At 73.4% G+C, this 13,102-nt stretch carries 15 protein-coding genes; 5 read left to right on the top strand and 10 right to left on the bottom strand.

The genetic code is table 11. The features are described from left to right. Positions 1-16: 16 nt before the first annotated feature. The 3 genes from ABTY04_RS22855 to ABTY04_RS22845 all read right to left on the bottom strand — a co-directional run bounded on the left by ABTY04_RS22855 (position 17) and on the right by ABTY04_RS22845 (position 2,386). Positions 17-1,660, bottom strand: coding sequence for a DNA repair helicase XPB (locus ABTY04_RS22855; protein ID WP_352215217.1), 1,644 nt, complete (start codon positions 1,658-1,660; stop codon positions 17-19). Between the two features lie 92 nt (positions 1,661-1,752). Next, on the bottom strand, positions 1,753-2,220 hold the full coding sequence (locus tag ABTY04_RS22850) for an NUDIX hydrolase (protein ID WP_352215216.1): 468 nt from the start codon (positions 2,218-2,220) through the stop codon (positions 1,753-1,755). After that, the gene (locus ABTY04_RS22845; protein WP_352215215.1) at positions 2,207-2,386 is read right to left on the bottom strand and encodes a hypothetical protein; all 180 of its coding nucleotides are present in this window, start codon (positions 2,384-2,386) and stop codon (positions 2,207-2,209) included. The genes ABTY04_RS22850 and ABTY04_RS22845 overlap by 14 nt, the downstream gene beginning before the upstream one ends. 128 nt (positions 2,387-2,514) lie before the next feature. Between ABTY04_RS22845 and ABTY04_RS22840 the strand changes: the two genes are divergently transcribed. Both ABTY04_RS22840 and ABTY04_RS22835 read left to right on the top strand, forming a co-directional pair. Beyond that, complete coding sequence (locus ABTY04_RS22840) at positions 2,515-2,766, top strand: zinc ribbon domain-containing protein (protein WP_502996701.1); 252 nt, start codon at positions 2,515-2,517, stop codon at positions 2,764-2,766. Between the two features lie 28 nt (positions 2,767-2,794). Next, on the top strand, positions 2,795-3,034 hold the full coding sequence (locus tag ABTY04_RS22835) for a hypothetical protein (RefSeq protein ID WP_352215214.1): 240 nt from the start codon (positions 2,795-2,797) through the stop codon (positions 3,032-3,034). A gap of 96 nt (positions 3,035-3,130) precedes the next feature. Here ABTY04_RS22835 and ABTY04_RS22830 read toward each other — a convergent pair whose 3' ends face one another. The 3 genes from ABTY04_RS22830 to ABTY04_RS22820 form a co-directional block, all read right to left on the bottom strand. Next, complete coding sequence (locus ABTY04_RS22830; RefSeq protein WP_352215213.1) at positions 3,131-4,414, bottom strand: LPXTG cell wall anchor domain-containing protein; 1,284 nt, start codon at positions 4,412-4,414, stop codon at positions 3,131-3,133. 336 nt (positions 4,415-4,750) lie between these two features. After that, positions 4,751-5,341 (bottom strand): DUF4291 domain-containing protein, encoded by a 591-nt coding sequence (locus ABTY04_RS22825; RefSeq protein WP_352215212.1) that lies wholly within the window; start codon positions 5,339-5,341, stop codon positions 4,751-4,753. A gap of 61 nt (positions 5,342-5,402) precedes the next feature. Further along, on the bottom strand, positions 5,403-7,874 hold the full coding sequence (locus tag ABTY04_RS22820) for a helicase-associated domain-containing protein (RefSeq protein WP_502996699.1): 2,472 nt from the start codon (positions 7,872-7,874) through the stop codon (positions 5,403-5,405). Positions 7,875-7,981: 107 nt separating this feature from the next. Here ABTY04_RS22820 and ABTY04_RS22815 point away from each other — a divergent pair, with 107 nt between their 5' ends. Beyond that, positions 7,982-8,980 (top strand): hypothetical protein, encoded by a 999-nt coding sequence (locus ABTY04_RS22815; RefSeq protein WP_352215210.1) that lies wholly within the window; start codon positions 7,982-7,984, stop codon positions 8,978-8,980. A 318-nt stretch (positions 8,981-9,298) separates the two neighbouring features. Beyond that, entirely contained in the window at positions 9,299-9,961 is a 663-nt protein-coding gene (locus tag ABTY04_RS22810) for an HAD family hydrolase (protein ID WP_502996698.1), read from the top strand. A gap of 39 nt (positions 9,962-10,000) precedes the next feature. On the opposite strand, the gene ABTY04_RS22805 is transcribed toward ABTY04_RS22810, so the two are convergent. Then, a complete protein-coding gene (locus ABTY04_RS22805) occupies positions 10,001-10,252 on the bottom strand; it encodes a hypothetical protein (protein WP_352215208.1) in 252 nt (83 codons plus the stop codon). 187 nt (positions 10,253-10,439) lie between these two features. Here ABTY04_RS22805 and ABTY04_RS22800 point away from each other — a divergent pair, with 187 nt between their 5' ends. Further along, positions 10,440-10,823, top strand: a complete 384-nt coding sequence (locus ABTY04_RS22800) for a cold-shock protein (protein ID WP_030012939.1) — start codon at positions 10,440-10,442, stop codon at positions 10,821-10,823. A 70-nt stretch (positions 10,824-10,893) separates the two neighbouring features. On the opposite strand, the gene ABTY04_RS22795 is transcribed toward ABTY04_RS22800, so the two are convergent. The 3 genes from ABTY04_RS22795 to ABTY04_RS22785 are packed head-to-tail and all read right to left on the bottom strand — an operon-like array spanning position 10,894 to position 12,992. Beyond that, entirely contained in the window at positions 10,894-11,751 is an 858-nt protein-coding gene (locus ABTY04_RS22795; RefSeq protein ID WP_352215207.1) for a 1,4-dihydroxy-6-naphtoate synthase, read from the bottom strand. Then, entirely contained in the window at positions 11,741-12,493 is a 753-nt protein-coding gene (locus ABTY04_RS22790; RefSeq protein ID WP_352215206.1) for a futalosine hydrolase, read from the bottom strand. The genes ABTY04_RS22795 and ABTY04_RS22790 overlap by 11 nt, the downstream gene beginning before the upstream one ends. 13 nt (positions 12,494-12,506) lie before the next feature. After that, positions 12,507-12,992 (bottom strand): DUF2771 domain-containing protein, encoded by a 486-nt coding sequence (locus ABTY04_RS22785; RefSeq protein ID WP_352215205.1) that lies wholly within the window; start codon positions 12,990-12,992, stop codon positions 12,507-12,509. Positions 12,993-13,102 lie beyond the last annotated feature (110 nt).

Genomic DNA, 13,102 nt, shown 5'->3' with positions numbered 1-13,102 from the left:
TGAGCCGGCCCGGCGGTCAGTCGCTCGTCAGGAGCTCGTCGGCGTCCATGATCCGGTAGGCGTAGCCCTGTTCGGCCAGGAAGCGCTGGCGGTGTGCCGCGAAGTCCTGGTCGATCGTGTCGCGCGCGACGACCGAGTAGAACCGCGCCTCGTGGCCGTCCGCCTTCGGCCGCAGCACGCGGCCCAGGCGCTGGGCCTCCTCCTGCCGGGAGCCGAAGGTGCCGGACACCTGGATCGCGACCGTGGCCTCGGGCAGGTCGATGGAGAAGTTCGCGACCTTCGACACGACCAGGACGCTGATCTCGCCCTCGCGGAAGGCGTCGAAGAGCTTCTCCCGCTGCGCGTTGGAGGTCTCGCCCTTGATGACGGGCGCGTCCAGGTGCTCGCCGAGCTCGTCGAGCTGGTCGATGTACTGCCCGATGACCAGCGTCTGCTCGCCCCGGTGCTTCGCGACGAGCGCCTCGGTGACCTTCCGCTTCGTCGCCGTCGTCGCGCAGAACCGGTACTTCTCCTCCGTCTCGGCGGTCGCGTACGCCAGCCGCTCGCTCTCGGTGAGGTTCACGCGGACCTCGACACAGTCCGCCGGGGCGATGTAGCCCTGGGCCTCGATCTCCTTCCACGGCGCGTCGAACCGCTTCGGGCCGATGAGGGAGAAGACGTCGGACTCGCGGCCGTCCTCGCGGACCAGCGTCGCGGTCAGGCCGAGCCGCCGACGGGCCTGGAGGTCGGCGGTGAACTTGAACACCGGCGCCGGCAGCAGGTGCACCTCGTCGTAGAGGATCAGGCCCCAGTCCCGGGAGTCGAACAGCTCCAGGTGCGGGTAGACGCCCTTCCGCTTCGTCGTCAGGACCTGGTACGTGGCGATGGTGACCGGCCGGATCTCCTTGCGGGTTCCGGAGTACTCGCCGATTTCGTCCTCCGTCAGCGAGGTCCGCTTGACCAGCTCGTGCTTCCATTGCCGGGCCGAGACGGTGTTCGTGACCAGGATCAGCGTGGTCGCCTTGGCCTTCGCCATGGCCCCGGCGCCGACCAGCGTCTTGCCGGCGCCGCAGGGCAGCACGACCACGCCCGAGCCGCCGTGCCAGAAGCCCTCGACGGCCTGCTGCTGGTAGGGGCGCAGCGCCCAGCCGTTCTCTTCCAGCTCGATCGGGTGCGCCTCGCCGTCGACGTACCCGGCGAGGTCCTCGGCCGGCCAGCCCAGCTTCAGCAGGGTCTGCTTGATCTGCCCGCGCTCGGAGGGGTGCACGGCCACCGTGTCCGGGTCGAGCCGGGCGCCGACGAGCGGGGTGATCCGCTTGGAGCGCAGGATCTCCTCCAGCACCGGACGGTCGGTGCTGGTCAGCACGAGCCCGTGGACGGGGTGCTTGGAGAGGGTGAGGCGGCCGTAGCGCGCCATGGTCTCGGCGACGTCGACGAGCAGCGCGTGCGGGACGGGGTAGCGGGAGAACTCGACGAGCGCGTCGACGACCTGCTCGGCGTCGTGCCCCGCGGCCCGGGCGTTCCACAGGCCGAGCGGGGTGATCCGGTACGTGTGGATGTGCTCGGGGGCCCGTTCGAGCTCGGCGAAGGGGGCGATGGCCCGGCGCGCGGCACCGGCGAGCTCGTGGTCGACTTCGAGGAGGAGTGTCTTGTCGCTCTGGACGATGAGAGGCCCGTTCACAAACGTCCCTTTCCTGCGTGGGGTGGCTGCCCGGACGCGGACGGCCAAACCTCCAGTCTGCCGTATCAGGGCCCCGGTGTGGGGGTCGCGGCCTACCGGACGACGGGACCGTTGCCCGCGCGCCAGTCGTTGATGCGCTTGCGGATGCCGGGGACCATGGGGAGTGCCGCCGCCTCCTCCAGGGTGAACCAGGCGACCTCGAAGGACTCGTCCGAGGTGCGGAGGGTGCCGCCGGTGGGGCGGGCCAGGAGGCAGATGGAGAACTCCTGGCGGACCTCGCCGTCGTCGTAGGCGAAGACGTGGCCGGGGTTGGAGTACGTACCGACGATGCCGGTGATCTCCACGGTGAGGCCGGTCTCCTCCAGCGTCTCCCGTGCCGCGCACTGCCCGATGGACTCGCCGAGCTCCATCTTCCCGCCGGGCAGGGCCCACATCCCGTTGTCGGTGCGCCGCTGCAGGAGAACGCGCCCTTCGCCGTCCACGACGATCGCCGACGCTGCCGGAACCAGGCTGTTGGCCTCAGGGGCGTCCGGGTCGTCCTCGTAGTCACGCCTGGCCATTGCGTTCGACCTCTCTGACATCGCGGGAACCGCGGATGTCGCGCCCGCGGCCCCACAGTTCCTCGACATGCGCAGCGAAGCGGTCGAACATGCCGTCCGCCTGGCAACGCCGTAGGTGCATCATCGGTGAGTCGTGCCCGACCTTGCGGGCCAGGCTCGGCGTCACGATCATCTCGTTGTCGAAGCGAAAGACGGACAGGCTGACATGACCTGTCTCGAAGCGCCCCTCGATGCCACTGACGTCCCGTAGCTTCGCCAGCTCGCCGAGAGTGACGGCAATACGTGTCGATCGAGATGGGCCGCAAGCACGGACGGACCGTGCACCTGGTACACCCCGCGCACACCACCATGGACTGCGCGCAGTGCGGAGCGACAACCAAGCACGCACTACCTCTCTCAGAACGAACCTACGCCTGCACCGCGTGCGGAGCCGTATCCCCCCGGGATAAGAACTCCGCCCGCGTGATGCTGGTCCGGGCTGGTCTCAACCCGGCTGGTGCTGATCGCGTAAGACCAGACGGGGCGCTGCCCCATCTGGCAGCGTGAGCCAGAAATCCCCGATCAGCCCTGGAGGGTGAGGACTCCCCTCCCTTCAGGGAGGGGAGGATTCAAGTACAGCGTCCTGGACGGTGACGACGTCATCGGGTGCCTCTACATCTACCCGGGGAAGGACGCGCCCGGGCGGGTGCACGTCAGCTCCTGGGTACGGGCCGACCGGGCCCCGCTCGACACGGTCCTGTACGCCGCCGTCACGCGCTGGCTCGCCGACGTGTGGCCGTTCGAGGCGGAGCGGATCGACTACGCGGCCCGCTGAGGCGGGCGCGGAACGCCGAAGGGGCCCGGCGCACACCGCGGACGCTGTTGGTCACGTGGTGTGCCGGGCCCCTTCGGTGGTGCGGGGCGTGCAGGATCAGCCGCGGGCGGCGCTGTTGCGGCGGCGGGCGCCGAGCCAGGCGGCGGCCCCGCCGAGGGCGACGAGGACGGCGGCCAGGCCGGCGTACAGGCCGGTGTTGGAGTCGGCGCCGGTGTGAGCGAGGGAGCCGGTGCTGCCGTTCGCGGTGGTGTTGGTGTTGCCGACGGCGACCGTGGACGTGGACGTGGACGCGGACGCGGAGGGCGAGGGGCTCGTGGAAGGCTGCGTGGTCGCGGACTTGCTCGGGGTCGGCGACGGCGACGTGGTCGCGGTGGGCGGGGCGAGCTGGAACTTCGCGTCGGCGCCGGAGAATTCGTAGGTGTTGCCCTCGGGGAGGCCGACGCCCGCGTGCAGGGTGACGTCGGTGGCCTTCTTGAAGTCCGTGTTCGGGCCGAACGAGGCGCGCAGCCGCAGGACGCGCTCGCCGGAGGCGGCGCTGAATCCCTTCGGGATCGTCGGCAGCATGAAGTTGTACGGGTCGGAGGTGCTCAGACCCTCCCACTTGCCGTCGACCAGCGTCCACAGCTGGAGATTGGGCACCTTGACGTCGGAGCCGAAGGTCAGGTCCAGCCAGGAGTGGAGCGCCGTGTCGAACGCGCCGTCGCCGGTGACCCGGTAGCTCAGGTCCATCTCCCGGCACTGGAGCGCCGGGACGCCCTTGCAGTCGCCGATGTTCTTGAAGGAGGTCTCCAGCGTGCCCGTCTTGATCGCCGGATCCGCCTTGAAGGTCAGGGAGGCGTCGCCGCCGTCCGCCACCTCGGCGCTGTAGCTGGTGGCGCGGATCTTGAAGTCGCCGTCGTTGGTCGGGTAGCTCTTGGCGAGGCCGATGGTGACCTTCCAGGTCAGCTTGGAGCCGGCGGGGACCTCGAAGCCCTCGCTGGCCGGCTTGTCGGCCGGCTGGAAGAGGCCCTGCCAGCCGCCGTCCTGGGAGCCGACGGAGAACTTCGTCGCCGGGGCGCTGACGGCCTCGACCTTGTAGACGATGTCGGCGCGCTGGATCGGGCTCGCGCCCGCGGCCTCGCCGATGATCCAGGGGTGGAAGGAGGAGGGCTTGTCCGAGGGGTTGGTCACGGTCAGCTCGAAGGTCTCCGCCGCGCCGCCGCGGGTCAGCGGGCCGCTCGGTGCCGGGGCGCCCAGCGTGACCTTCAGCGAGTGCTGGTTGTCGGCGGCCGGGGCGGCGTACGCCGACAGAGGCATCAGGACGGTACCGGCGACGGCGGCGATGACGGCGGTGGCGGCCGCGGAGCGGAAGTGACGGCGGGTGGCGGTGCGAGCGGACATGGCGGAATCCCCCCAAGGAATCACGAAGGGCAGGCGAGCGGCGCAGAGCGGCGGCGGCCGGCGGAAGGCAAGAGAAAGCGAGCGAGGGCACAGCGAGGGTGAAGACGATGAGCGAAGTGGCCGCGGCAGAGCGCCGGGCCGGGTGGTGCGGAGTGTCGCTCTCGCGCCGGTTCGTTTTCCCTCGGCCGCTGCTGCGATGAACTGATCTTCGCACGCTGTGGATCACTGATCCATCGCCCGTCTGTCACCGCTCTGCAACAGGAACCGGAACCCTCTCGACCCCCTCTGACCTGGGAAAACGAGGCGTCTCGTTCCGCTTTTCGCGGCGTGGTCCGGCTACGCGCCCAGGTGCTCCAGCGAACCCGCCGGATAGGGCGTCTCCACGGGCAGCAGGGCCCGCGCGGCGGCCTCGTCGCCGGACCGGACCAGGCCGTGGATCTCCCGGGCCAGCGGGGTCACATCGCGGATGGAGACCGTCCATTCGTCGGCGTACGCACGCGAGGCCGCCCCGGACAGGCCCAGCTGGAGCGAGCGGTGGGCCAGCGGGTTCAGGTGCAGGTCGCGCTCCGGGTCCCACTGGACGCGGGCGGGACAGTCGCGCAGGGCCTGCTGCCACGCCTCGCGGTCGGCGTGCGTGCCGCGTTCGAAGTGGGAGAGGCAGGCGTGGCGCAGCGCGTGGTCGAAGCCCTCGCGGCTGATCTCGACGGCCAGCACCGTCTCCTGGTCGGCCTTGGTGGCCCAGCCGCAGCGGTACATCATCCACAGGAACGACGGTTTGATCCACGTCATGCGCTCGCGCTTCCAGGCGGGCGGGAACCGGCCGTCCCGCGCCGCGGGCACGCCCAGCCGGGGCGCGTACGCCTGGTAGACGGTGACCGTGGTGTCGGTGTGGGCTGCGCGGATCTGCCGGCTCGGTGTTTCGGACATGGGGTCAGAGTGACGGGTGATCACCGCTCCCGGCCAGCCGATTTCCGACCCGGCCCAGTTGCTACAGGTGCTCCTCCGCCAGCTCGGCCACCCCCGTGATCCGGTGCAGCGCGTACGTCCGGACCTCGTCCGCCGTGTGGTCGTACCCGGTGACGAAGCCGCCCTCCACCCGGACCGGGGCGATGACCCGCTGGCTCGCCGCGCCGTCCGCGTTCACGTACCCGATCCACACCGCCGACCCGGTCAGCACGGCCGCCTGCACCGTGGCCAGGGTCTCCGCCGCGCTCGTGCGCGGGAGTTCGCCCGGGACCCCGGCCGGGGCCGCCGGGTCCGCGGGCTCCTTGCGTACCGCCGTCGCCGCCAGGTCGCCCGCGCGGATGGCCCGTACGGCCGCCCCCAGCAGTGTCGCGTCCGGCACCGGCGGGCCTTCCGGCACCGGCACCGGCGCCGAACGCGCCGGGGTGCGACGGGCGTCGGCCCGCGCGACCACGACGTCGCCGGTCAGCGACTCCGCGGCCGGCGCGTAGCCCAGCGCCCGCAGCCCGTCGAGCAGGGCGCCCGGTTCGGCCTGCGCCGCCAGCACGGTCGGGGCCAGGCGCCGCAGGCCCAGCCCGGCGGACCGCCGGTCGGCCAGGATCTCGTTCAGCATGCCGTCGTCGTCGCAGCGCACGTACGAGGACGCCGCACCGACCCGCAGGTGCCCGTGGCGCCGGGCCACGTCGTCGATCAGGTACGCCAGCGGCTGCGGGACCGGGGTGATGCTGTGCTCGGCGAGGAAGGCGTGCAGATCGGAGGCGGTCCGCCCGGAGTCCAGGGCCCGCCGTACGGAGCCGGGCGTGAAACGGTAAACCGTCGCCCCGCCCTTGGACTCCACGTCCGCGAGCACGGCCAGCACATCGCCGAGCGCCCGGCGCAGCGGCCCGGGCGCGACCGCCGTCAGGTCGGCCTGGAGCAGTACGTGGTCCACGGGCTCCGGCAGCAGCGGCGCCAGCAGCGGCGCCGGGTCCCGGTGTTCCAGCAGCGCGCGGCCGTGCGCGCACAGGGCGCCGCGGCCGGTGACGCCCAGCACCTCTGCCTCGGCCAGCGTCCACTGCGCGAGGCGGGCGCGCAGCGCGCTCGTCCCCCGTACGGGGCGCTCCCAGGCGAGCCGGGCGAGGAGTGCGTCCGGGTCGGCCGAGCCGCCCTCGGGCAGGGCGGCGAGGAGTTCGAGGACGCGCCGGCGCACCTCGGGGGCCGCGGAGCGGTCGAGTTCGGGGCCCAGCGCGGACAGGGTGCGGCCCTTGGCGTCCTGGTCGCCGACCAGGCCGGCGGTGCGGGTGGCCGGCAGCCAGGCCGCGGCGAGGGCCGACCACCGCTCGGCGGGCGGGAGTTCGACCCAGTCGTCGAACGCGGGGGTCGGCGCGTACCGCTCGTCGGCCTCCCCGTCGCTGGCCAGCAGTCCGGCCGCGTAGGCGAGTTCGGCCCAGAACGCGGCCATCGGCTCCGTGGTGTCCAGGGTGGCCGCGGTCCGCTTCAGGTCGCGTACGGACAGCCCGCCCGCCCGCAGCACCGGCGGCCCGGCGTGCTCCCAGGACTTCACCAGCTCCTCGACGGTGGACAGCGCGGCCAGCGCCTGCCCGGCCGCGTTGGCGTCCACAAGCTGTGGACGGTGCTCGCGGTCCACGGCCACCGGCGGCGCCACCGGCTCGGTCACCCGGTGGGCGAGTCCGCCGCGCAGGTGCAGCGCCACCTCGCGGGGCAGTACGACGGTCCGCGCCGACGCGGGCAGCAGCAGACCGCGGTCGCGCAGCCAGCGCACGGGCGGGGCCGGGTTCGGCGTGACCTCCCCGTACGGCGGCCCCCACACGAGCCGGCCCAGCACCTGATGGGCCTCCGCCGGGGCCTCGTCCAGCAGCGCCGACATCCGCTGCGGATCGGTGAACAGGCCGGTCAGCGCGGTCACCGCGGACACCGGGTCGTGCGTGGCGGGCAGCCCGGCGGCCGCCACGATCTCCTGGACGCGGGTCGGCGACATCCCGGCGGTGGCCTCGGCGACGGTCGGGCCGAGGCCGGTGGGGGAGGGCCGGCCGGCGGTCGGCGCGAGCAGCTCGCGGGCGGTGCGGACCAGCCGGAGCCGCTCGTCGTCGCCCCAGACCAGGGCCTGGTCGCGCAGGGTGGCCAGGGCGCGGGGGAGTTCGGCGCGGGCGCCGTTGTCCTCGTCGTCCGCGCCGCTGCCGCCGTGCTCACCGGCCAGCAGCGACTCCAGCACCGGGTACGGGCACGGGTCCGGGGCCACCGCGAGGGCCTCCGCGGTCTGGAGCGCGAACCGGTCGAGCCGGTCCAGCGCACGGACCACCGAGGCCCGGGTCCCGGCCCGGGTGGCCAGCTGCGTCACATCGCCCGGCACCGGGCCGAGCAGGTCCGGGCGCGCGTGCAGCAGGGCGGCGAGCGATGCGTCGTCGCGGGCGCGCAGCGCCTCGGCGAGGGAGCGCGGGGCGTTGCTTGCTGTGGCGCTTCCCGCAGCGCTGCTTGGCTCAGGCACGGTCGCCTCCATGGTCGCGTCGGCCGGTCCCCATCCGGCCAACGGTATCCGCTGTGCCCTCGGCCGCTCCACGGGCGCACGCGCTACCTTTCGACAGGGTGGTACGGGAGGAGCCGGGCATGGGGATCGAGAGCGACCATCTGGTCTACGAATATCTGAGCCGGGTCGGGGACTTGGCGCAGCGGCGGCAGCTGTCCTCCGGGGACCGGATGCGGCTGGTGGCAGGGCTGCGGGACGAGATCGACCGGCGGCGCGCCAAGTACGAGCCGGAGACCCCGGCGGCCGTGCGCCGCATCCTGGAGCGGATCGGCACGCCGGAGGAGGTCCTCGACGGCGTCGGCGCGCCCCCGCCCCCGGCTACGGCGGCCGCGGTGCCCGATGCCGCCCCGGCGGTGCCGGCCCAGCGCGGGCCCGGCCGGCTGCGCCGCAAGGCGGTGCCGCCGCCGCGCCCGGCGCAGTCCCCGCCCGCGCCGCCGCACCTGGCCGGGCTCGATGAACTCGGTTCCGGCGGCGGGGCGGAGCCCGACTGGTGGCGGGTCGCGCCGGGGTCGTACGGGGCCGGGCCGCAGGTGGAGGGCTTCGCGGGCGGGCTGGAGATCCCGGAGCTGTTCAAGGACCCGGTGGAGGAGAAGCCGGAGCCCGCGGCCGCTCCGGCCGGCGCCGCGGCCGCGGCGGACGGGTCCGGCGTACGGGGCCTCGTACGGTTCCTGAAGGAGCGCCGGCAGGCCAAGTCGGCCGGGGCCGCGGCGGATCCGGCGGCGCCCGCGGCGGCGGCCGCCCCGCGCCCGAAACCGCACGCGTTCCTGCTGCTGGCGGCGGTCGTGCTCGTGGCGGGTGCCGTCACCGGGTCCTGGCTGCTGCTGGTCGGCGGCTGGCTGCTGGCGTACGCCTCGCGGGTCCTGGGGCCGGCCGAGCGCAAGTGGGTCGTCTTCGGGCTGCCGGGGGCGGTGTTCGCGGGTGCGGTGGTGTGGCTGTGGGGCAGGCTGGAGGGGCGCTGGGGGGAGCCGCTGACGGACGAGGGACTGGGCGGGGTCTTCCAGGGCATGTGGCCCTGGCTGGCCAGGGCCGCGGCCATCGCCTCGGCCCTGTACCTGGCCTGGCGCTCCCGCCGCCGCTAGGCCTGCCCGCCCCCATCCCACACCCACTCGGCGACGCCCGTGGTGCCGCTCCGCGTCACCTGCCGGGCGGGTGCTGCCTGCGTTGCCTGCCCGTGGTGCCTGCCTGGCGATGCCCGCCCGGCGATGTTTGCCGGGCGTTGCCTGCCCTGGGACACCCGATCCGCGAGGCCGGCCGTCCGCGGGAGGGTGCCTCCGGGACCCGGCGGCACCGGGAGGCGGCGCCGGGGCCGGGGCGTCATCGGCGGCCGGCGGGAATCCGCCTCCGCTTCACGGGAGTGAAAAGCTCGGGTTCCCCCGCGTCCGCCCCGGCTCGGCACAATGGCCGGCATGAGCCCCGAGACCGCCACCGCGCCCGCCGTGTCCGCCCAGCTGACCGTCGGCTTCGACCTCGACATGACCCTCATCGACTCGCGCCCCGGTATCAAGGCCGCCTACCAGGCACTTTCCGCCGAGACGGGCACGTTCATCGATGCCGACGAGGCGGTCACGCGGCTCGGGCCGCCGCTCGCGGACGAGCTCGCGTACTGGTTCCCGGAGTCGGAGATCGACGCCATGGTCGACCGCTACCGCGAGATCTATCCCACCTACGCCATCGAGTCGACGCCCGCGATGCCCGGCGCCCGCGAGGCCGTCAAGGCCGTCCAGGCACTCGGTGGCCGCGCGATCGTCGTCACGGCCAAGCACGAGCCCAACGCCCGGCTGCACCTCGCGCACCTCGGCATCGAGCCCGACGCGGTCATCGGCTGGCTGTGGGCCGAGGCCAAGGCGGGCGCGCTGCGCGAGTACGGGGCGCAGGTCTACGTCGGCGACCACGTCGGCGACGTCCGCGGTGCCCGCACGGCCGGCGCGCTGTCGGTGGCGGTCCCGACCGGCCCGTGCCCGGAGCCGGAACTGCGTGAGGCGGGCGCGGACGTGGTGCTGGCGGACCTCACCGCGCTGCCGCAGTGGCTCGCGGAGTACGTCCGCACGCAGACGGTCTGATCCGCAGGGGCCCGGCCGCTCAGGCCCGCTCAGGCCGGCTCAGGCCTGGGAGGCGCGGGCGGCCCGGCGCTGGGCCGCCGCCGAGCGCAGCACACCCGCCGCCGAGATGGCGAAGCCGACGCCCATCAGCATGCACACGGCCCACGCGGACGGCGGGAACGGCTTGATGTGCAGGAACAGCGGGGCGATCGTCACGAGGGTCGCGACGGCCCCCACGATGAACACGATGCCACCGGCACGGACCAGCCCGTCGCCGGGCCGGGCTTCGTCGGAACGAGGAGTAACAGTCACCCCACCAGGGTAGTTCCCTGGCCGAAGCAGCCGACAGCGAAGCGCCGGCGAAGGACCGGGGAACGTCTTGTCACCTGTCGATCGCCCACTAGCCTGGATACAGCGGGTCACCATGACCCGCTGCGCTGTTATCCGGAGCCGCCGCGCGGCGACCGGACCCCGACGAGCACAAGGACAGAGGACGGACGTGCCTACCGGCAAGGTCAAGTGGTTCAACAGTGAGAAGGGCTTCGGCTTTCTCTCCCGCGACGACGGCGGTGACGTCTTCGTCCACTCGTCGGTGCTCCCGGCCGGGGTCGACGCACTCAAGCCCGGCCAGCGAGTCGAGTTCGGAGTCGTCGCGGGACAGCGCGGTGACCAGGCGCTTTCAGTGACGGTGCTGGACCCGGCGCCCTCGGTCGCGGCCGCGCAGCGCCGCAAGCCCGACGAGCTGGCCTCGATCGTGCAGGACCTCACGACCCTGTTGGAGAACATCACTCCGATGCTGGAGCGCGGCCGCTACCCCGACAAGGTGCACGGCACGAAGATCGCCGGCCTGCTGCGCGCGGTGGCCGACCAGCTCGACGTCTGAGCCGTACGCACGACGGTGCCCCGGTCCTCCGCAGAGGGCCGGGGCACCGTCGTACCGGCGTGAAAGCTGCCTAGGGGAAGGCCAGCGCACCGGGCGCGATGGCCGGTACCAGACCCTCCGCCGCGGCCCGCGTCAACAGCCCGCGCACCGCCGCGTACCCGTCGTCGCCGAGGTCCGAGGTGAACTCGTTGACGTACAGCCCGATGTGCTGGTCGGCGACGGCCGGGTCCAGCTCCTGCGCGTGGGCGCGGACGTACGGGCGGGAGGCCTCCGGATCGTCCCAGGCCATCCGGACCGACGTACGGGCCGACTCGGCCAGCGCGTGCAGGGTCTCGGAGCCCAGCGAGCGCTTCGCGATGATCGCGCCGAGCGGGATCGGCAGACCGGTCGTGGACTCCCAGTGCTCGCCCATGTCGGCAAGGCAGTGCAGCCCGTAGTCCTGATAGGTGAACCGGGCCTCGTGGATGACCAGTCCGGCGTCGACCCGGCCGTCGCGGACGGCCGGCATGATCTCGTGGAACGGCAGCACGACGACCTTGCCGACCCCGTCCGGCAGCACGTCCGCCGCCCACAGCCGGAACAGCAGGTAGGCGGTGGAGCGTTCGCTCGGCACGGCGACGGTCTTCCCCGCCAGGTCCACATCCGGCTCCCGCGTCAGCACGAGCGGCCCGCAGCCGCGCCCGAGCGCCCCGCCGCAGGGCAGCAGGGCGTACTCCTCCAGCACCCAGGGCAGCACCGCGTACGACACCTTCAGCACGTCCAGCTCGCCGCGCTCGGCCATGCCGTTGGTGATGTCGATGTCGGCGAAGGTGACGTCGAGGCCGGGCGCGCCCGGGACCCGCCCGTGGGCCCAGGCGTCGAAGACGAACGTGTCGTTCGGACAGGGCGAATAAGCGATCTTGACCGCGGGACGCGGGTCACGACTCATGTCGGTGCTCTCCCCAATGGACGAGTACGGGCCCCAGGGCGCGGAATCCGGCGGTGAGCGAGGCCAGCGCCTCCCCGATCCGCCAGGCGTCGCGGTCGCGGGGGCCGACGGCGTTGGACACGGCGCGGATCTCCAGTACGGGCAACCCGTGCGCGGCGGCCGCCTCCGCGACCCCGAAGCCCTCCATGGCCTCGGCCCCGGCGAGCGGATGCCGGGCGGCGAGCCGGGCCGCGCCGGCGGCGGTGCCGGTGACGGTGGAGACGGTCAGCACGGGCGCGAGCAGCGCCCCGGTGGCCTCGGCGGCGCGGGCGGCGAGCTCGGCCGGCGGCAGGTGCACGCTGTGCCCGAAGCCGAGCTCCTGTACGTCGAGGAAGCCGTCGGGGGTCTCGGCCCCGAGGTCGGCGGCGACGACGGCGTCGGCGACGACGAGGGAGCCGACCGGGGCGGCGGGCTGGAACCCGCCGCCGATGCCGGCGGAGACGACGAGGGAGTAGTCGGCCAGCGCGAGCGCGGTGGCCGTGGCGGCCGCGGCGGCGGCCGGTCCCACGCCGCCGACGAGGACGTCGACGGCGAGGCCGGGCAGATCACGCCGGGAGGTGCGGTATCCTCCCCCAGACTTCGTCCGGGGGGACCCCCAGGGAAGGACGCGCGGCTCCGGTGTCACCGGGTCCGGATGAGGGGTGAGACCGGCGGCGACGGAGTCTGCCTCCGCCGCCACCGCGGTCACGATGAGCGCGCGCACCGTCGGTACGGGACTACTTGAGCTTGACGTTGTAGGCCCAGACGGCGAGGGGCTTGCCGTCCTCGCCGACCTGGACGATGTTCAGCTTCTTGGAGGACGGGGCCTCGCCCTGGCCGCCGGTGGCGAAGAGGTCGGCGCCGGGGAAGCTGCGGTAGGTGTTGGAGGAGGGCTCGGTGATCGGCTGGCCGTCCAGGACCGCCTGCCACCGCTTGCCGTCCTCGACGACTTCCGGCTCGACACCGAGACGCAGGGTGTCCCCGCGGCCGTATTCGATGGTCTTGGCGCCCTTGAGGTCGGTGAGGCACTCCTGGACCTTGTCCATGGAGAGCTCCTTGTCGTCGGAGCAGGCGGCCTCGGTGGACACCGACTGCGTGCCGACCGTCACGGTCGCCAGCGGCGTCGGCTTGTCGCAGGCGGAGAGAAGGAGGAGGCCGGCGGACACGGCTCCGAGGGCCGCGACGCTGCGGCGGCCCCTACCCGAGAAAAGCGGTGCGGTCATGAGCCGAAGGCTATCGGGCCACCCGGCTCCCCCGCCGCACGGGGGTGTCCGTGGCCTGCGGCGCGGCGCGCCGCACGGCTGCCGGCAAAAAGTTGAGCAATCGTCTGGTT

The sequence above is a fragment of the Streptomyces sp. NPDC097981 genome (assembly GCF_040302565.1).
Taxonomy (GTDB): domain Bacteria; phylum Actinomycetota; class Actinomycetes; order Streptomycetales; family Streptomycetaceae; genus Streptomyces.
This window is presented reverse-complemented; position numbering and strand designations above follow the sequence as displayed.

Coding starts and splice junctions, on each gene's coding strand:
- ABTY04_RS22840 (WP_502996701.1), top strand. CDS start 2,515: ATGGGCCGCAAGCACGGACGGACCGTGCACCTGGTACACCCCGCGCAC.
- ABTY04_RS22850 (WP_352215216.1), bottom strand. CDS start 2,220: ATGGCCAGGCGTGACTACGAGGACGACCCGGACGCCCCTGAGGCCAAC.
- ABTY04_RS22825 (WP_352215212.1), bottom strand. CDS start 5,341: ATGTCCGAAACACCGAGCCGGCAGATCCGCGCAGCCCACACCGACACC.
- ABTY04_RS22830 (WP_352215213.1), bottom strand. CDS start 4,414: ATGTCCGCTCGCACCGCCACCCGCCGTCACTTCCGCTCCGCGGCCGCC.
- ABTY04_RS22820 (WP_502996699.1), bottom strand. CDS start 7,874: ATGGAGGCGACCGTGCCTGAGCCAAGCAGCGCTGCGGGAAGCGCCACA.
- ABTY04_RS22810 (WP_502996698.1), top strand. CDS start 9,299: ATGGCCGGCATGAGCCCCGAGACCGCCACCGCGCCCGCCGTGTCCGCC.
- ABTY04_RS22815 (WP_352215210.1), top strand. CDS start 7,982: ATGGGGATCGAGAGCGACCATCTGGTCTACGAATATCTGAGCCGGGTC.
- ABTY04_RS22795 (WP_352215207.1), bottom strand. CDS start 11,751: ATGAGTCGTGACCCGCGTCCCGCGGTCAAGATCGCTTATTCGCCCTGT.
- ABTY04_RS22785 (WP_352215205.1), bottom strand. CDS start 12,992: ATGACCGCACCGCTTTTCTCGGGTAGGGGCCGCCGCAGCGTCGCGGCC.